Source organism: Bacteroides sp. ET489, from assembly GCF_030518095.1.
Lineage (GTDB): Bacteria > Bacteroidota > Bacteroidia > Bacteroidales > Bacteroidaceae > Bacteroides > Bacteroides ndongoniae.
The window spans coordinates 120032-136676 of the sequence record NZ_JAULLJ010000008.1; the positions used below are offsets into that span (position 1 = coordinate 120032).

General features: G+C 45.5%; 17 protein-coding genes and 1 tRNA gene. 7 read left to right on the top strand and 11 right to left on the bottom strand.

Features of this window, described 5'->3' with window-relative positions; all coding sequences use genetic code 11:
- Positions 1–54: 54 nt before the first annotated feature.
- From Q3C19_RS06765 to Q3C19_RS06780, 4 genes are all read right to left on the bottom strand, one after another.
- On the bottom strand, positions 55–477 hold the full coding sequence (locus tag Q3C19_RS06765; protein ID WP_022164247.1) for an RNA-binding S4 domain-containing protein: 423 nt from the start codon (positions 475–477) through the stop codon (positions 55–57).
- Complete coding sequence (gene pth, locus Q3C19_RS06770; RefSeq protein WP_022164248.1) at positions 478–1041, bottom strand: aminoacyl-tRNA hydrolase; 564 nt, start codon at positions 1039–1041, stop codon at positions 478–480. It abuts the gene before it with no gap.
- A gap of 160 nt (positions 1042–1201) precedes the next feature.
- Positions 1202–1789: a 50S ribosomal protein L25/general stress protein Ctc gene (locus tag Q3C19_RS06775; protein ID WP_022164249.1), complete on the bottom strand. Its 588-nt coding sequence runs from the start codon at positions 1787–1789 to the stop codon at positions 1202–1204.
- A gap of 140 nt (positions 1790–1929) precedes the next feature.
- Positions 1930–2343: a PUR family DNA/RNA-binding protein gene (locus Q3C19_RS06780; RefSeq protein ID WP_071149411.1), complete on the bottom strand. Its 414-nt coding sequence runs from the start codon at positions 2341–2343 to the stop codon at positions 1930–1932.
- A gap of 172 nt (positions 2344–2515) precedes the next feature.
- Here Q3C19_RS06780 and nusB point away from each other — a divergent pair, with 172 nt between their 5' ends.
- The 5 genes from nusB to Q3C19_RS06805 all read left to right on the top strand — a co-directional run bounded on the left by nusB (position 2516) and on the right by Q3C19_RS06805 (position 6006).
- On the top strand, positions 2516–3442 hold the full coding sequence (gene nusB / locus Q3C19_RS06785; protein WP_022164251.1) for a transcription antitermination factor NusB: 927 nt from the start codon (positions 2516–2518) through the stop codon (positions 3440–3442).
- A 42-nt stretch (positions 3443–3484) separates the two neighbouring features.
- Complete coding sequence (gene yajC / locus Q3C19_RS06790; RefSeq protein ID WP_022164252.1) at positions 3485–3820, top strand: preprotein translocase subunit YajC; 336 nt, start codon at positions 3485–3487, stop codon at positions 3818–3820.
- 18 nt (positions 3821–3838) lie between these two features.
- Positions 3839–4861, top strand: coding sequence for a CdaR family protein (locus tag Q3C19_RS06795; RefSeq protein WP_071149123.1), 1023 nt, complete (start codon positions 3839–3841; stop codon positions 4859–4861).
- The gene (gene coaE / locus Q3C19_RS06800; RefSeq protein ID WP_277122839.1) at positions 4851–5429 is read left to right on the top strand and encodes a dephospho-CoA kinase; all 579 of its coding nucleotides are present in this window, start codon (positions 4851–4853) and stop codon (positions 5427–5429) included. Before Q3C19_RS06795 ends, coaE begins: the two co-directional genes overlap by 11 nt.
- 148 nt (positions 5430–5577) lie before the next feature.
- The gene (locus Q3C19_RS06805) at positions 5578–6006 is read left to right on the top strand and encodes a DUF5606 domain-containing protein (protein ID WP_022164255.1); all 429 of its coding nucleotides are present in this window, start codon (positions 5578–5580) and stop codon (positions 6004–6006) included.
- 113 nt (positions 6007–6119) lie between these two features.
- Here Q3C19_RS06805 and Q3C19_RS06810 read toward each other — a convergent pair whose 3' ends face one another.
- Together Q3C19_RS06810 and clpB are read right to left on the bottom strand one after the other, a co-directional pair.
- Positions 6120–6587 (bottom strand): nucleoside deaminase, encoded by a 468-nt coding sequence (locus Q3C19_RS06810; protein WP_022164256.1) that lies wholly within the window; start codon positions 6585–6587, stop codon positions 6120–6122.
- A 232-nt stretch (positions 6588–6819) separates the two neighbouring features.
- Positions 6820–9414, bottom strand: coding sequence for an ATP-dependent chaperone ClpB (gene clpB / locus Q3C19_RS06815; RefSeq protein WP_277122154.1), 2595 nt, complete (start codon positions 9412–9414; stop codon positions 6820–6822).
- Between the two features lie 306 nt (positions 9415–9720).
- Here clpB and Q3C19_RS06820 point away from each other — a divergent pair, with 306 nt between their 5' ends.
- Both Q3C19_RS06820 and Q3C19_RS06825 read left to right on the top strand, forming a co-directional pair.
- A complete protein-coding gene (locus tag Q3C19_RS06820) occupies positions 9721–10326 on the top strand; it encodes a DUF6621 family protein (protein ID WP_277122152.1) in 606 nt (201 codons plus the stop codon).
- A gap of 1 nt (position 10327) precedes the next feature.
- The gene (locus Q3C19_RS06825; protein ID WP_277122151.1) at positions 10328–11212 is read left to right on the top strand and encodes a LysR substrate-binding domain-containing protein; all 885 of its coding nucleotides are present in this window, start codon (positions 10328–10330) and stop codon (positions 11210–11212) included.
- A 4-nt stretch (positions 11213–11216) separates the two neighbouring features.
- On the opposite strand, the gene Q3C19_RS06830 is transcribed toward Q3C19_RS06825, so the two are convergent.
- From Q3C19_RS06830 to ffh, 5 genes are all read right to left on the bottom strand, one after another.
- Complete coding sequence (locus Q3C19_RS06830) at positions 11217–12854, bottom strand: B12-binding domain-containing radical SAM protein (protein ID WP_302728139.1); 1638 nt, start codon at positions 12852–12854, stop codon at positions 11217–11219.
- A 92-nt stretch (positions 12855–12946) separates the two neighbouring features.
- Positions 12947–13020 (bottom strand) — tRNA-His (locus Q3C19_RS06835).
- Positions 13021–13110: 90 nt separating this feature from the next.
- Positions 13111–14256 (bottom strand): CapA family protein, encoded by a 1146-nt coding sequence (locus Q3C19_RS06840; protein WP_302728141.1) that lies wholly within the window; start codon positions 14254–14256, stop codon positions 13111–13113.
- Positions 14257–14266: 10 nt separating this feature from the next.
- Positions 14267–15148, bottom strand: a complete 882-nt coding sequence (gene folD, locus Q3C19_RS06845; RefSeq protein ID WP_071149128.1) for a bifunctional methylenetetrahydrofolate dehydrogenase/methenyltetrahydrofolate cyclohydrolase FolD — start codon at positions 15146–15148, stop codon at positions 14267–14269.
- A 153-nt stretch (positions 15149–15301) separates the two neighbouring features.
- The gene (gene ffh / locus Q3C19_RS06850) at positions 15302–16627 is read right to left on the bottom strand and encodes a signal recognition particle protein (RefSeq protein WP_022164264.1); all 1326 of its coding nucleotides are present in this window, start codon (positions 16625–16627) and stop codon (positions 15302–15304) included.
- Between the last annotated feature and the right edge of the window lie 18 nt (positions 16628–16645).

Sequence of the window (16645 nt, forward strand, 5' to 3'; positions counted from 1 at the left end):
CTTATCTGTAGTTTTGTAAAGTTTGCTTGTATGATGGATGGAAGAGGTTTGTTTTTAGTCTTCGTCTTCAAAGTCGAAGTCGAAATCAAAGTCGTCCATAAATTCGGGTGCAGTAAATTCTTCGAGTTCGCGTCTGTCCTTTTTGGTAGGACGACCTGTTCCTTTAGCTCGATTCACGAATCCGCTGACACGGCTCATTTCCAGCAATTCATATTGGTCGGGAGTCGTAACGTTTTCCATCATTTCAGGAACGACTTTGGCTCCGACCCGTTTCTCGATGGTCTGTAATACTTTAAAAGAATAGGTGATAGGCGGTTTTCGTACCTGTATGACGTCGCCTGGTTTTACCATACGTGCTGCTTTCGCCTGTGCTCCGTTAATGCTGACACGTCCTTTCTTGCAGGCTTCGGCGGCGATGGTACGCGTCTTAAAGATGCGTACTGCCCACATCCATTTATCTATTCTGGCTTCGCTCATTTATTTCTTATTATATTGATTCATTGTAATGTCGATTCCTGCCAGGCAGAAACTTTTTACGATTTCTCCGGCAGTTTCCAGCCGTTCGGGCATGGTTTTCCAGTCTTCGTCGGTGAAGTGGCCTAACACATAGTCTATTTGTCCTCCGCGTGGAAAGTCGTTTCCGATGCCAAATCTCAGTCGGGCGTAATTTTGTGTACCCAAAGTAGCGGCTATGTGTTTCAGGCCGTTGTGTCCGGCATCACTACCTTTTCCTTTCAGTCGCAAAGTGCCGAATGGAAGGGCAAGGTCGTCTACCACGATCAATACATTTTCGAGAGGAATGTTTTCTTTCTGCATCCAGTAACGGACTGCGTTTCCACTAAGATTCATGTATGTGGAGGGTTTCAGCAGCAGTAACTGGCGGCCCTTAACCGACAGCGTGGTGATGAATCCGTAACGGCGGTCTTCGAACGTAGCTCCTGCGGCTTTGGCCAGTGCGTCTACTACCATGAATCCTATGTTATGGCGGGTTTCATGGTATTCAGGGCCGATGTTTCCTAATCCTACAATCAGATATTTCATGAGTGTCTGTCTAGATAACTTGTTTTAAATGCGCAAGTATGCGGCATTATTCATAAAAAAACGACGCGGATTATCACAACTACTCGCGGATTGTATAAGTGAATCTGCGAGTGGTTGCGTAATCCGCGTCAAAGGATATTTTAAATAAAGGAGATGCTGATTAGTTGGCTGCAGCTGCGGCACCTCTTGCGGCACGAGTCAGCTTCACAGCACATACAACTGCTTCTTTAGCATTCAGCAGTTCCAGACCTTCGAAATTCAACTCACCCACTTTGATAGTCTTACCAAGACCCAGGTGAGAAACGTTTACGATCAGTCTTTCAGGGATTACATTATATAAAGCTTTCACTTTCAGCTTGCGGATTTGCAATGCCAACTTACCACCGGCTTTCACACCTTCAGCCAGACCTTCCAACTGTACGGGAACTTCCATTACGATAGGTTTAGCTTCGTCGATCTGATAGAAGTCAACGTGCAGAATAGTATCTTTTACAGGGTGGAACTGGATGTCCTTCATGATAGCATTTACTTTTTTGCCATCGATGATCAGGTCAACCACGTAGATGTGCGGAGTATATACCAAGTTGCGCAAGCCTTCTGCGGGTACAGTGAAGTGGATGTTTTCGCCACCGCCGTACAATACGCAAGGTACACCGTTGTTTTTACGAATAGCTTTCAAAGCTCTGGCTTGTTCCGAAGAACGTTCTGCAATAGTTCTTGCAGTTCCTTTAATTTCGATTGATTTCATCTTTTAAAAGTTTTTGTGTTACTCTAAATTAAGTTTGTTTGTTGCTTAATTCACCATCACACGATATGGTCTATCCATACGATGCTGCAAAAAAGCGGTGCAAAATTACATTTTCTTTTTGAATTACACAAAAATACTTTTTAAAAATCAATGTCTATTTTGATTTCTCCTTCCAATGTCGATGAATCAGGCTTGGCTGTTTGCTTAGTTTCTGCGCTGTTTGCTTCCGAGGAACTGTTTTCTGGAGTTGTATCAGAAAAAGTGCTTTCGCCTTGTTCCTGTTGGATGAACTGGATAGCCTGCTGCAAGCCGGCCATGAATTTTTCGAAGTCTTCTTTATAAAGGAATATTTTATGCTTTTCGAAACTTACTTGTGAATCGTCGCCTTCGCCGGTTACAATTTTCTTGCTTTCGGTGATGGCTAAAAACATTTCGTCTTTTCTGTTCTTTTTTACATCCAGATAGTAAATGCGCTTACCAGCTTTGATGGACTGGGAGAATACAATCTCTTTGTCGCTCATATCAACACCGTTTTTTTTCTTTAACTCTTCCATATTGCCTAAATTCTTGTTGTAATCGGCTTCAAAATTGATGATTTTTTTTAAACTGTCAAAAGAAAAATGCCGGATAATGACTTTCCGCATAAAAAAATGTGATTTGTTTGTGCTCAACTCACTAAAAATGTCTACTTTTGCACTGTTAAAACAATAGTATTTATTTAGCATTATGATTAACAGAGTTCTTATTCGTCTTAAGATTATACAGATTGTATATGCTTATTATCAGAACGGCAGTAAAAATTTAGACTCAGCGGAGAAAGAATTGTTCTTTAGCCTTTCTAAGGCGTACGACCTTTACAATTACCTGCTGATGCTGATGGTTGCTTTGACGAACTATGCGCGTAAGCGTATTGACACTGCAAAGGCCAAATTGGCTCCTACTCCTGAAGAATTGTATCCGAACATGAAATTTGTGGAAAACAAGTTTGTTGCCCAGTTGGAGGGAAACAAGCAGCTGATGGATTATGCCGCCAACCAGAAACGCAGTTGGAGCAATGATGAAGATTTCGTGAAGGGGCTTTATGAGAAGATTCAGGCTTCGGATATATATAAGGAATATATGGCTTCGTCAGAAACTTCGTACGAAGCTGACCGCGAATTGTGGCGGAAACTTTATAAAACCTTTATTTTCCACAACGAGGATCTGGACAGTCTGCTTGAAGACCAAAGTCTGTATTGGAATGATGACAAGGATATTGTTGACACCTTTGTACTGAAAACCATCAAACGCTTTGACGAAAAGAATGGAGCCAATCAGGAACTGCTTCCCGAGTTCAAGGATGATGAGGATCGCGAGTTTGCCCGCCGGTTGTTCCGCCGTGCTATTCTGAACAGCGACTACTATCGTCATCTGATCAGCGAGAATACGCGCAACTGGGATTTGGAGCGTGTAGCTTTCATGGACGTCATCATTATGCAGTGTGCGTTGGCAGAGATCTTGAGTTTCCCCAATATCCCAATCAGCGTTTCCCTGAACGAATATGTCGACATCGCAAAAGTATATAGTACATTGAAGAGCGGCAGTTTTGTCAATGGTACTTTAGACGGAATTGTTAAGGTATTAAAAAAAGAAGGGAAGTTAACGAAAAACTGATACCTTTGTTGCTCACATTTAAAAAACTAAAACTGAATATTTATGAATTTGATGACTGTATTCTTCCTGCAAGCTACTCCCGCAGGTCCTGCGGGTGGCGGTAGCATGATGTGGATTATGCTGATAGCCATGTTTGTGATCATGTATTTCTTTATGATTCGTCCGCAGAACAAGAAGCAAAAAGAAATTGCCAATTTCCGTAAATCGCTTCAGGTTAATCAGAAAGTGATTACTGCCGGAGGTATTCATGGTGTGGTCAAAGAAATCAATGATAATGACGTGATTCTTGAGATTGCTTCTAATGTAAAGATCCGTATTGATAAGAATTCTATTTTTGCCGCTGCTGCCGATGCTAATGGTAGCCAGGCTGCAAAATAAAGGAAGGAATATGAGCCTATGCTCGATCGTAGTAATATAAAGAGCAAATACTCTAAGATTGCTGCACAAGTGAAGAACTTTCTGCTCAGTGCCAAGAGCAGAGAGTTCTTCATTTTTTTGTTTTTCTTTTTTATAGCCAGTGGTTTCTGGTTGTTGCAGACGTTGAACAACGACTATGAAACGGAGTTCTCCGTCCCTGTGCGGTTGAAAGGGGTGCCTGATAATGTTGTTATCACTTCGGAACCGGCTACAGAGCTGCATATCAAAGTGAAGGACAAAGGCACTGTATTGTTGAACTATATGTTAGGGAAGAGTTTCTATCCTCTTGCTATTAATTTCGATGAATACAAGACGAGTGACAACAGCAATCATGTGCGTATCGTTTCGTCTGAATTCGAGAAAAAAATTCTTAGTCAGCTAAATGTGTCAACACGTTTGCTCGCTATGAAGCCGGACACGTTAGAGTATTATTATTCTACTGGTGATTCGAAACTGGTACCAGTGAAGTTGTTGGGTGAGGTGAATGCCGGCAGGCAATATTATTTGTCGGATACTGTTTTTACGCCTGATTCGGTATTGGTGTATGCTTCGAAAGAGGCTTTAGACACTATAACTGCGGCCTATACGAAATGGGTCAGACAGGATGAGATTACTGATACGTTGAAGCAACAGGTTGGTCTGATGGCACGCAAAGGAATAAAATATGTTCCATCTTCGGTTGACATGATGTTACCTGTTGATATTTATACGGAGAAAACGGTAGAAGTACCTTTACGGGGTGTTAACTTCCCGGCCGACAAGGTGCTGCGGGCTTTTCCTTCGAAAGTACAAGTCACTTTTCAGGTAGGACTAAGCCGCTTCAGGAAGATTACAGCTGATGATTTTCATATTCGTGTATCGTATGAAGAACTGCTGCTGTTGGGTTCGGACAAGTATAAAGTGAAGTTGGGACATGTGCCGGAAGGAGTCACGCAAGTACGTATCCATCCGGAGCAGGTAGACTTTTTGATAGAGCAAATACCATCGGATTATGGCAATTAAGATAGGAATAACGGGGGGAATAGGCAGTGGAAAAAGTGTTGTGTCCCGTTTACTCGAAGTGATGGGAGTGCCTGTTTATATCTCTGATGTTGAAACAAAGAAACTGATGCTGACGGACGGAGAAATACGTCGGAAGCTGGTAGGTTTGCTGGGCGACGAAGTGTATGCAGGTGGTGTTTTGAACAAGCCGATGCTGGCTTCGTATCTTTTTGCTTCGGAGCAACATGCACGTGAGGTCAATGCAATTGTCCATCCGCAGGTGAAGAAGGATTTCCGCCGATGGGTGCAGGAACACGAAAAGTTTCCTTTGGTAGGCATCGAATCGGCCATTCTGATAGAGGCTGGTTTTACAGCCGAAGTGGACAAAGTACTGATGGTATATGCGCCTCGTGAGGTACGTATAGCGCGTGCGATAGAACGTGACAGTTCGTCGCGCGAATTGATTGAACAGCGCATCCGTAGTCAGATGGATGACGAGGTGAAACGCCGTCAGGCCGATTTTGTGATAGTGAACGACGGTGAGAAAACTTTGATACCACAAGTCCGGGAATTGCTTGCATCGTTGTAGAAAAAGAAGATATGCCTTGCTTCCTGTCTTGGGTCAAAGGACGGGTGTAAGCAAAAATAAGTAACCTTATTTTGTATTCTCTTTAGCTTGCATTATCTTTGCCATCCGATTAAAATTACTATTAACTAAATAAAATAAGAATAGAGTTATGTTGAAGACTATTTTGTCTATCTCTGGAAAACCAGGATTGTATAAACTTGTTTCTCAAGGAAAGAATATGCTGATTGTAGAATCGATTGTGGATAAAAAACGCTTCCCGGCTTACGGTAACGAAAAGATTATTTCGTTGGGTGATATTGCCATGTATACGGATGCAGAAGATATTCCATTGAGAGATGTACTGGTTTCTATGAAGAAGAAAGAGAATGGTGCTGCTGTAGTTATGGATCTGAAGAAGGCTACATCAGAGGAACTTCGTACTTATCTGGCAGAAGTATTGCCAAACTTCGACCGCGACCGTGTACATTCTTCCGATATTAAAAAGCTGATTTCCTGGTACAATCTGCTGGTAGCAGCCGGTTTGACAGATTTCGAAGAGGTTGCAGAAGAGCAGGAAGAAGCCGCTGAAGAAAAATAAAAAGACACTACTTTGGGATTAGATACAAAAATGAGTGTATCAGAAAGTGGAACGTTCAGTTCGTGAGTTTCTGATACACTCATTTTTTTTTGTTATCAATAGTGTTTATTTCCTTAATATTCCACCTTATCTTCTTTTTTCATCCACATATCGAAGGCTTTGATGGCTTCTTCGGGCAATACTATTTCAGATGGCAATTTGCGTCGGTCTTTAGGTAATTCCAGTTCATCGTAGATGAAGGAGTCGTCGAAACCGATATTCTTGGCATCTGTCTTGTTGTTTCCGTAATACATTTTATCCAAATGTGCCCAGTAGATGGCACCCAGGCACATGGGGCAGGGTTCGCAGGAGGTATAGATTTCGTATCCGCTCAGGTCGAATGTTCCGAGTTTCTCGCAAGCGGCACGTATGGCGCTTACCTCGGCGTGGGCTGTAGGGTCGCAGTTGGAAGTCACACGATTAACTCCGGTAGCTACAATCTGTCCGTCTTTGGCGATGACTGCGCCAAAAGGACCTCCACCATTTTCTACGTTTTCAACAGATAGCTCTATGGCTTTTCTCATTAATTCTTCTTTCGTCATAGTTTTTGGCTTTTCGTTACACGAGGTAAAGATAATACTTATGTGCCATATTTTTCCCAGTTAGGAAAATATTTCTCTCTAACTGGGAAAAAATTTTTTCCTAACTGGACAAAAAATGAGCTTCCGTATCAGCATAAAAAAAGCAGGTCTGCACAAATAAGTTGTGAAGATCTGCTTTTTATGTGAGAACTTAGCCGACTGCATGTTCAGCTAAGTCTTTTTTTTGTATGCTTCAGTTCCGGAACAGAAGACCATCGTCTGTAGCGTTTACGTCTACTATGATAGGACGGCTGCGGTCTACTTCTTGTGCCAGCAACTTCTTAGACAAGTCGTTGAGCAGGTAGTGCTGGATAGCACGTTTTACAGGACGGGCACCAAATTCAGGATCATATCCGGCATTTGCCAGGAAGTTGATGGCGGTGTCGGTGAGCTGTAATTCCACTCCGTTGCCTTCGAGCATTCTACGTACACTGTTGATTTGCAGTGTTACGATTTGCTTGATCTGAGGCTCGGTCAGCGGCAGGAACATGATGGTTTCGTCTATACGGTTAAGGAATTCCGGCCGTATCGATTTCTTCAGCATGTTCATCACTTCGCGCTTGGTTTCTTCTACAATCTGTTCCTTGTTGCTACCATTCAGCTTTTCCATCTGGCTTTGAATGTACGAACTTCCCATGTTGGACGTCATGATGATGATGGTGTTCTTGAAGTTCACCGTACGTCCTTTGTTATCGGTCAGACGTCCGTCGTCGAGTACTTGCAGCAAGATGTTGAATACATCCGGATGTGCTTTCTCGATTTCATCGAACAATACTACCGAATAAGGTTTACGCCTTACGGCTTCAGTCAGCTGACCACCTTCATCGTATCCGACGTATCCGGGAGGCGCTCCGACCAGACGGGAGACGCTGTGTTTCTCCTGATACTCGCTCATGTCGATACGGGTCATCATCGTTTCGTCGTCGAACAGAAATTCTGCCAGTGCCTTTGCCAATTCGGTTTTACCTACACCAGTCGTACCCAGGAAGAGGAACGAACCAATAGGCCGTTTGGGATCTTGCAACCCGGCACGACTACGGCGAACAGCGTCGGCAACGGCTTCGATGGCTTCATCCTGACCGATGACACGCTTGTGGAGTTCTTCTTCCAGATGGAGGAGTTTTTCCTTTTCGCTTTGCAGCATCTTGCTGACAGGTATTCCTGTCCAGCGCGATACAACGTCGGCTATGTCTTCGGCATCTACCTCTTCTTTGATCATGGCCTTATCGCCTTGCATGGCATGCAGTTTCTGCTGGGTCTCTTCTATTTCCTTGTTCAATGCCTGAAGCTTGCCGTAACGGATTTCGGCTACTTTGCCGTAATCGCCCTCGCGTTCAGCTTTTTCGGCTTCGAATTTCAGGTTTTCGATTTCGACTTTGTTTTGCTGAATCTTGTTTACCAGCGTCTTTTCGCTTTGCCATTTGGCTTTGTACGAGCTTTCCTGTTCTTTGAGTTCGGCCAGTTCCTTACCGATTTGTTCCAGTTTGGCTTTGTCGTCCTCGCGCTTGATGGCTTCGCGCTCGATTTCCAATTGCTTTATTTTACGCGAAATTTCGTCCAGCTCTTCAGGTACGGAGTCTACTTCCATACGCAATTTGGCTGCTGCTTCATCCATCAGGTCGATGGCCTTATCGGGCAGGAAACGGTCGGTAATGTATCGGTTACTCAACTCGACTGCGGCAATGATAGCATCGTCTTTGATACGTACGTGGTGATGGTTTTCGTAACGTTCTTTCAGTCCACGCAGAATAGAGATGGTGCTCAGCGTATCCGGTTCGTTGACCATGACGGTTTGGAATCGACGTTCCAGTGCCTTGTCCTTCTCGAAATATTTCTGATATTCGTCGAGGGTTGTAGCACCGATGCTTCGCAATTCGCCACGGGCCAGTGCAGGCTTCAGTATGTTGGCAGCATCCATAGCCCCTTCGCCTTTGCCAGCACCTACCAGTGTGTGGATTTCGTCGATGAAAAGGATGATGTTACCTTCCGACTTTTTCACTTCGTTGATAACGGCTTTTAAACGTTCCTCAAACTCACCTTTGTATTTGGCACCGGCTACCAAGGCACCCATATCCAGCGAATATACCTGCTTGTTCTTCAGGTTTTCGGGCACATCGCCACGCAGGATACGGTGGGCAAGTCCTTCCACGATAGCAGTCTTACCGGTACCCGGTTCACCTATCAGGATAGGGTTGTTTTTGGTACGTCGGCTCAGAATCTGAAGTACACGACGAATTTCTTCGTCACGCCCGATGACAGGGTCGAGCTTTCCGCTTCGTGCAGCCTCATTCAGGTTGATGGCGTATTTCTCCAGCGATTGATAAGTGTCTTCGCTCGATTGTGAAGTGACCTTTGAACCTTGTCGCAATTCGTTGATGGCGGTACGCAGTTCTTTTTCAGTCATACCGGCATCCTTCAGGATGCTGGAGGCTGTACTCTTCACTGTAAGCAAAGCCAACAGGATGGGTTCAAGCGAAACAAATTCGTCATTCATTTCCTTGGAGTAGTCCATAGCCTTTTGCAATACTTCGTTGGCTTCACGGCTCAGATAAGGTTCGCCACCCGATACTTTAGGCAATGACTCTATCTGTTTGTCGAGCACGATTGCCAGCTGTTGTGCGTTCATGCCCAACTTCTGGAAGATGAAGTTGGTAACGTTTTCGCCTACCTTCATCACTCCCTGCAGCAGGTGTACCGGTTCGATGGCCTGTTGCCCCCGGCGTTGTACCAGGTTTACGGCCTCTTGCACGGCTTCTTGCGCTTTGATGGTAAAGTTGTTAAAGTTCATATTTTAATCTCCTTTCTTTTTTTTCATCAGTTGTTTTACACCCCATATGAGGCAAAAGTTTTGCCAATGTCTTGTTTCGGACAAAATGTCATTATTTATTATTAAACTCAATGTCAACTTGGCATATTTGCTGCATTGTCGTCGTGTTTTGCTTGATATAGAGCAATTCTGTTGATGGGCGAGGTATTGAAGCTGAGCGTGCAAATGGCGAGCTGGCATCGGATATTCGGCAGGAAGAATGCTGTATGAGTCAAGTATATTATTTATATTTGTAGCATATTTTAGGTATTGATGTAAACATACGAAATGATGGAAAACAATAATAAGGTGAAATTTGCAGAGAATGTGATTCTGCTGGATGCAGCCTTCTTGAACGAGGTAGTGGCAGGAATTAGAACTTGGATGGAGGGAGAATTGGATAGGACATTGCCACTTCTCGATTTGCCCGGTTGGCTGAACCTGCTTGCACTGGATGCCGGGATTCGTACAGAGGGGAATGATATTCAGGTGATTCTGGTGTATGATGAACCGAATAAGAATCTGAAATGTTGTGAACCTTCTGGCTTGTCTGCTTTGGAGGGAATGGCTTGCCGGATTCCTTTGGGCGAACTATCGTTTTCGTGTGTCAATCCGGAAGGTATTACGGACTGTGGAAGCTTGTTTGTTGACCTGATGTCGTTGGCGCTTGATTCAGCCGAGGTGAAACGCCTGGTCTTAGTGCCTTATTTGCGTGCTTATGGTGGCCGGGTGGATGAACTGCTTCATAAATATTTTAATGAGAAAGATGAAGAGGCTTGCTCTAAACCGATACTTTTCACTATGGAGCAACCTGTCAGTCCTGTGAATTATAAGTGGGATTTTGTTTCTTTCTCTTTGGCAGGAGCGTTGGGAATCAAACCGGAGGAACTGTGAAATGAGTGATTTCCGGTTAAAGGTCTTCCAGTCGGTAGCTAATAATCTTAGCTTTACCAAGGCTTCTCAGGAACTGTTTATCAGTCAGCCTGCCATTACCAAGCATATTCAGGAGCTTGAGACGGCTTATCAGACACGTCTGTTCGACCGTCAGGGCAGTAAGATTTCGCTGACTCAGTCGGGACGGTTGCTGTTGAAGCATTGCGAACGGATTCTGGATGAATACAAACGCCTGGAATATGAAATGCATTTATTGCATAATGAGTATCGGGGAGAGCTTCGTCTGGGTGCCAGCAGTACCATTGCACAGTATGTACTTCCACCGTTACTGGCCAGTTTTATTGCCAAGTTTCCTCACATCAGTCTTTCGCTTCTGAGTGGTAATTCGCGTGAGGTGGAAACGGCATTGCAGGAGCATCGTATCGATTTGGGATTAGTGGAAGGCGTGTTTCGTTTGCCTAACCTGAAATATACCTCTTTTCTGGAAGACGAACTTGTGGCAGTAGTTCATACCCGTAGCCGTTTGTCGTTGCCCGATGAAATAACTCCCAAGGATTTGATAAACATTCCGTTGGTGCTTCGTGAACGGGGATCGGGAACACTGGACGTCATAGAAAGGGCTTTGCTGCAACATGATATCAAGCTTTCATCCTTGCAAGTGCTGATGTATTTGGGCAGTACGGAAAGCATTAAGCTTTTTCTTGAAAATTCCGATTGTATGGGAATTGTTTCTGTCCGTTCCATAAGCAAAGAGCTGGCAGCCGGCATATTTCGTGTGATAGAGATTAAAGATATGCCAATGATGCGTGCACTCAACTTTGTGGGGCTGCAGGGACAAGAAGGAGGGCTGGCACAAGTGTTCATGCAGTTTGCCGAACACTTCTGACCTTTTAGCTATATGCCCTGAAGACCGGTTTGCTCATTTGTATTTCCGACTCAAAGCCGAACCAGTGTCCGTGTTCCAGTGTCTCGTCGACAGGAAGGAAGCAGAGGCGTAGGGTGGGCTTGTATTGTCCATAGATTACTTTCCAGTCCGTGGGGGGTATTTGTCTTTTGGTACGAACTCTTTCCGCAGGAAGTTTTTTCAGCGACATGCCGGCTTCAATCCATGCAATGCTGGCATCCGTCAGATATTGCGGGTAGTTGAGCTTGCAATATTCGTAGAGTATCAGGCCTCTTTTTTCTAAACTCATAGGCTGGTCGATGAAATTCTTCTCTGTGAGGTACGTCAGGAAGTTGTTCAGAAAATACCGGTCAGTCAGGATAAAGGTTCTGGTTAGTGCTTGCCAGGCAGGCACATTGTAGAAACCGTCCAGCAACCGGGAGAGGCGGCGTGCTGTTTGCAATTCGTTGCAGCTTATTTCATTGGTTTGTAGCACTTCGTAGGGAGGATATGGAGAGTAGCATATCCCCAGTTCGGAAGCGCGTCTTCTCATCTCTGTTCCTGGCAGCAACTTTAGTGACTCCAGCTGAATTTCTCCGGCCTGATATTCTGCCAGCGTACGGATATCTTCGAATATTTCAGTCAGATGATACAGCGGCAGGCCGGCAATGAGGTCGGCATGGGTTTCCATGTTGGGTAATGAACATAGAAATTTCAATCCTTCAAGGGCATCTTCCAGTTTACCCATTCTTTTGCTGCGTTCCAGGACGGGGGCATGCAGGCTTTGAATGCCGGCTTCAAGATGCAGCAGCCCTTGGGGAAGCTGCTTAAGTTCTTCTTTCAGTTCCTCGGAAAGCAGGGCAGGGTGTATTTCGAGATGAAAACGAATGTCGGGTGAGAATTCCAGGAAGAGTTGTAGCAGTTCTTTGGCCCGGCGTGTATTGTAGTTGAAGGTGCGGTCGAGAACACGGACATTACGGATGCCATGTTGATGAATGAGTCGCAAGCGCTCTCTGATTTGTTCGATAGGGAGCGTGCGCACAGGCTTTTCTCCACCGCTGACGCAAAAGGCACAGGTATTAAAACATCCGCGGGTCGTTTCGAGCTGCACAAACGGTTTGTCCCAGTTGAAGAAATAACTTTCTTCAGGAGGCACAAGTGCCTGGAAGTTTTGTACACGGGCTATTCCGTTGTCTTTGTATTGTTGTTGCGGATCAATGTAGCAAAGGCCGGGAATGTGTGTCCACTGTTCTGGCTGGTTCCAGCATGATAGCCATTGTGGAAAGGCTTCTTCACCTTCTCCCCTAAAAACGCAATTGACAAATGGATGATTACGGAGGTAAGCTTCGTTATCGCCCAGAAATTCCGGACCACCCAATATCAGGCAGCTTTGCGGGAGAAGTGCTTTCAGGCGGGTGCAGATGTGCAAAAGTTGCTCATGATTGAAAAGCCACGCAGTTGCGGCTAAAATATCTGGATGGTAGCGATAGATGTTGTCGACAATCATGCCGATATTCTCGTTGATGGTAGCCGATACTTTTATCCATTCGATGTTCTGATTGGAGGCGATTTGTGCGTGGAGCGCCGGGAGTGCCAACGAAGAATGGGCATACGAGCTGTTCAAGTCTATCCAGAGTATTTTCATATCCATTGCAGCATTAGTCGGTGTCGGACCGACAGTGGGTGACTATAACATAAAAAAAGAGGAAAATCATTGCTGAATTTCCTCTTTAGCGGGGTGGCAGATGGGACTCGAACCCACGACATTCAGAACCACAATCTGACGCTCTAACCAACTGAACTACAGCCACCATGTTAGTGCATTTCTTAAATGCGGTGCAAAGATATGGATTATCTTTGAATCTGCAAAGAAATGGATGAAAAAAATTAGTATTTTACTATTATTTTTTGTTTTCACCGATTCCGATGTTGTGTTTCTGAAGCAAGCTGCGGGTGTTATCTACAAAGATTTTCAGTCGTTTACGCGCTTCTTCTGGCAATAAGTCTGCCGGAAGCCCTACAGGATGTAGAACAAAGTTTTTTGTGTGGCTGTATCTGGGCGGAATGGTCCATACCAGATTATAGCTACATTTCTTCACTTTACAGTAGGGGTAGGGAGTTAGCTGCGATGGGTGCGGCTTCCTGGAAGAGAGTTCAAATGAAGACGGAGGTATCGGGTGGCAGCGCAAAGGGTATTTTTCCAGTTCTAATGTGAAAATGAGTCCTCCGTCGGTGTTGGGGGCACTCATATTTGAGATAAAATTTCCCAGTGAATATGCGATGACGTGTTGCTGCGTTCCGTTAGTACGTAGTTCCATAGGCTGTACGACGTGTGGATGCGAGCCAATGATGTGGGTTACTCCTTGCTGTAGCAACCAGTCGGCGAGGGAGCGTTGCTCGTCGTTGGGAAGACGTTGATATTCCTCGCCCCAGTGCATGCAGGCGATGATGGCGTCCGGACGATATGTTTTTGCCCGCCGGATATCGTTCTGCATGACGGTTTTGTCGATGCGGTTGACGATGTTGGGTGTCGTGGTCGGAATACCGTTTGTTCCGTAGGTATAATTAAGCAGGGCGATGCGGAATCCTTTTTTCTCGATAATCAGGGGATAGCTTGACCTGCGATCTGCACTGTCGCGGTAAGTTCCGGCATGCGGGATGTCCAGAGAGTCGAGCATGAGCAATGTACGTTCCAGTCCTTTCTTTCCACGGTCCAGACAATGATTGTTTGCTGTCAGCAATATGTCGAATCCTGCGTCTTTGATGGCTTTTAAATATTCATCGGGGGCACTGAATGCCGGATAGCCTTTATAGGGCCGTCCGCCTAACGTGACTTCCAGGTTACCGATGGCTATGTCGGCTTGGGCTATCTGTTCTTTGACCAGTGAGAAGCAGGGGGAATAGTCATACGTGCCTTGCGGAGTACGGGCGGCATCGATCTGTGCCTGATGTTGCATCAGGTCACCAACAAACAACAGCGTAATCCTTTCCTGTGCGGAAAGAATTACGCTGCATAATATTGCAACTACTGCAAGCAAGGTTTTCATAACCTTGTTTTTATTGGTAAATGGCTTTTTTACCGGCCAGCAGTGTATTCTTCATCAGTGAGACGATTGTCATCGGGCCCACACCACCGGGAACGGGAGTGATGAATGAACATTTGGGAGCTACTTCATCGAACTTGACATCGCCTGTCAGTTTGAAGCCGGATTTTCTGCTGGCATCGGGTACGCGTGTTGTACCTACATCGATGATGACAGCTCCTTCCTTTACCATTTCGGCTTTCACGAAGTTGGGTTGTCCCATGGCAGCAATAATGATGTCTGCTTCCTGGCATTCTTTCACCAGATCCTTGCTGCGGCTATGACAAACGGTAACTGTTGCATCGCCCGGATATGCCTTTTGCATCATAAGCGAAGCCATCGGTTTTCCTACAATGTTGCTGCGGCCCAGGATAACACATTTCTTACCGGAGGTTTCGATATTGTATCTTTTCAGCAGTTCGAGAATGCCGTTGGGGGTAGCCGATACGTAGCAAGGTAATCCGATGGACATACGTCCCACATTGATGGGGTGGAAGCCGTCTACATCCTTACGGTAGTCGATGGTTTCGATTACTTTTTGCTCGGAGATGTGTTTGGGCAAAGGGAGCTGTACGATGAATCCGTCTACATCGTCATCTTCGTTCAGTTCGCGTACCTTGGCCAGTAACTCTTCTTCGGTCACATCGGCTTCGTAGCGGATCAACGTCGATTTGAATCCACATACTTCGCATGCTTTTACTTTGTTGGCAACGTAGGTTTCGCTACCTCCGTCGTGTCCGACAAGGATGGCTGCCAAATGAGGACGCTTGCCTCCGCGAGCCACAATTTCCGCCACTTCGGCGGCAATCTCTTGTTTTACCTGTTCTGAAATTGCTTTTCCGTCGATTAATGTCATAGTGTTTTTTATTTTATTATTGTCTGATTTTGCCTATGCAGCTAAGTTTTCCGCTCAAAGGTAACGCTAAATCTTCAGATGCCATAATAAAAGAGGGAGAAAATCATTGAATTTCCTCCCTCTTCCGAATTTCTATGGAATGATTCCTGTATTTTATTTCTTCAGTTTCGGCATCATCATTTTACCCATCTTGCTGCCGGTCACCATCTTCATCATCTTACGGGTCTGGTCGAACTGCTTCAGCAGACGATTTACTTCCTGGATGTTGGTACCGCTACCTTTGGCAATGCGCTGGCGGCGTGAACCGTTCAGGATTTCGGGGTTGGTACGTTCCTTCGGAGTCATGGAGTTGATGATGGCTTCGATGCTCTTGAAGGCGTTATCGTCGATGTCGATGTCTTTGATGGCTTTGCCTACACCCGGGATCATGGAAGCCAAGTCCTTCAGATTACCCATCTTCTTGATTTGCTGAATCTGACTCATGAAATCGTTGAAGTCGAACTGGTTTTTCTGAATCTTCTTTTGCAGGCGTTTGGCTTCTTCTTCATCGTACTGTTCCTGTGCACGTTCTACCAGTGAAACGATATCACCCATGCCGAGGATACGGTCGGCCATACGGGCGGGGTGGAACTGGTCGATAGCTTCGAGCTTCTCGCCCGTACCGATGAATTTGATAGGCTTGTTGACTACCGAACGGATAGACAGTGCGGCACCACCGCGTGTGTCACCATCGAGTTTCGTCAGAACAACACCGTTGAAGTCGAGGCGTTCGTTGAATTCCTTGGCGGTATTGACAGCATCCTGACCGGTCATGGCATCAACCACGAAGAGGATTTCGTTGGGGTTAATGGCTTTCTTGATGGCTGCAATCTCGTTCATCATCTCTTCGTCGATAGCCAGACGACCGGCAGTATCGACAATGACGAGGTCGTAACCTTTAGCCTTAGCCTCCTGAATGGCGTTTTGTGCGATGGCTACCGGATTCTTGCTGTCGGGTTCCGAGTACATAGGTACACCAATCTGCTCGGCCAGTACGCGCAACTGCTCGATAGCTGCCGGACGGTATACGTCACAGGCTACCAACAGCGGCTTGCGGTTTTTCTTGCTTTTCAGCATGCGTGCCAGTTTGCCGGAGAAGGTAGTCTTACCGGAACCTTGCAGACCGGACATCAGGATGACAGCGGGCTTTCCGTCGAGGTTGATTTCAGACGTCTCGCCACCCATCAGACGGGTCAGCTCGTCATGCACGATCTTTACCATCAACTGGCTGGGCTTTACGGCTGTCAGTACGTTTTGTCCCAGTGCTTTCTCTTTGACTGTATCTGTGAAACTTTTGGCTACTTTGTAGTTGACGTCGGCATCGAGCAAGGCTTTACGGACGTCTTTCAGCGTTTCGGCTACGTTGATTTCGGTGATTTTGCCTTCACCTTTCAGAATCTTGAATGATCTTTCGAGTCTTTCACTTAGATTATCGAACATAATATCAGTGTAATTTCA

Bases quoted from the DNA above. Each gene is read 5' to 3' on its own strand.
- Q3C19_RS06825 (WP_277122151.1), top strand. From the start codon at position 10,328: ATGAGTGATTTCCGGTTAAAGGTCTTCCAGTCGGTAGCTAATAATCTT.
- Q3C19_RS06775 (WP_022164249.1), bottom strand. From the start codon at position 1,789: ATGAAATCAATCGAAATTAAAGGAACTGCAAGAACTATTGCAGAACGT.
- coaE (WP_277122839.1), top strand. From the start codon at position 4,851: ATGGCAATTAAGATAGGAATAACGGGGGGAATAGGCAGTGGAAAAAGT.
- Q3C19_RS06795 (WP_071149123.1), top strand. From the start codon at position 3,839: ATGCTCGATCGTAGTAATATAAAGAGCAAATACTCTAAGATTGCTGCA.
- Q3C19_RS06805 (WP_022164255.1), top strand. From the start codon at position 5,578: ATGTTGAAGACTATTTTGTCTATCTCTGGAAAACCAGGATTGTATAAA.
- Q3C19_RS06810 (WP_022164256.1), bottom strand. From the start codon at position 6,587: ATGACGAAAGAAGAATTAATGAGAAAAGCCATAGAGCTATCTGTTGAA.
- ffh (WP_022164264.1), bottom strand. From the start codon at position 16,627: ATGTTCGATAATCTAAGTGAAAGACTCGAAAGATCATTCAAGATTCTG.
- yajC (WP_022164252.1), top strand. From the start codon at position 3,485: ATGAATTTGATGACTGTATTCTTCCTGCAAGCTACTCCCGCAGGTCCT.
- Q3C19_RS06780 (WP_071149411.1), bottom strand. From the start codon at position 2,343: ATGGAAGAGTTAAAGAAAAAAAACGGTGTTGATATGAGCGACAAAGAG.
- Q3C19_RS06830 (WP_302728139.1), bottom strand. From the start codon at position 12,854: ATGAAAATACTCTGGATAGACTTGAACAGCTCGTATGCCCATTCTTCG.
- folD (WP_071149128.1), bottom strand. From the start codon at position 15,148: ATGACATTAATCGACGGAAAAGCAATTTCAGAACAGGTAAAACAAGAG.
- clpB (WP_277122154.1), bottom strand. From the start codon at position 9,414: ATGAACTTTAACAACTTTACCATCAAAGCGCAAGAAGCCGTGCAAGAG.
- Q3C19_RS06820 (WP_277122152.1), top strand. From the start codon at position 9,721: ATGATGGAAAACAATAATAAGGTGAAATTTGCAGAGAATGTGATTCTG.
- nusB (WP_022164251.1), top strand. From the start codon at position 2,516: ATGATTAACAGAGTTCTTATTCGTCTTAAGATTATACAGATTGTATAT.
- Q3C19_RS06840 (WP_302728141.1), bottom strand. From the start codon at position 14,256: ATGAAAACCTTGCTTGCAGTAGTTGCAATATTATGCAGCGTAATTCTT.
- Q3C19_RS06765 (WP_022164247.1), bottom strand. From the start codon at position 477: ATGAGCGAAGCCAGAATAGATAAATGGATGTGGGCAGTACGCATCTTT.
- pth (WP_022164248.1), bottom strand. From the start codon at position 1,041: ATGAAATATCTGATTGTAGGATTAGGAAACATCGGCCCTGAATACCAT.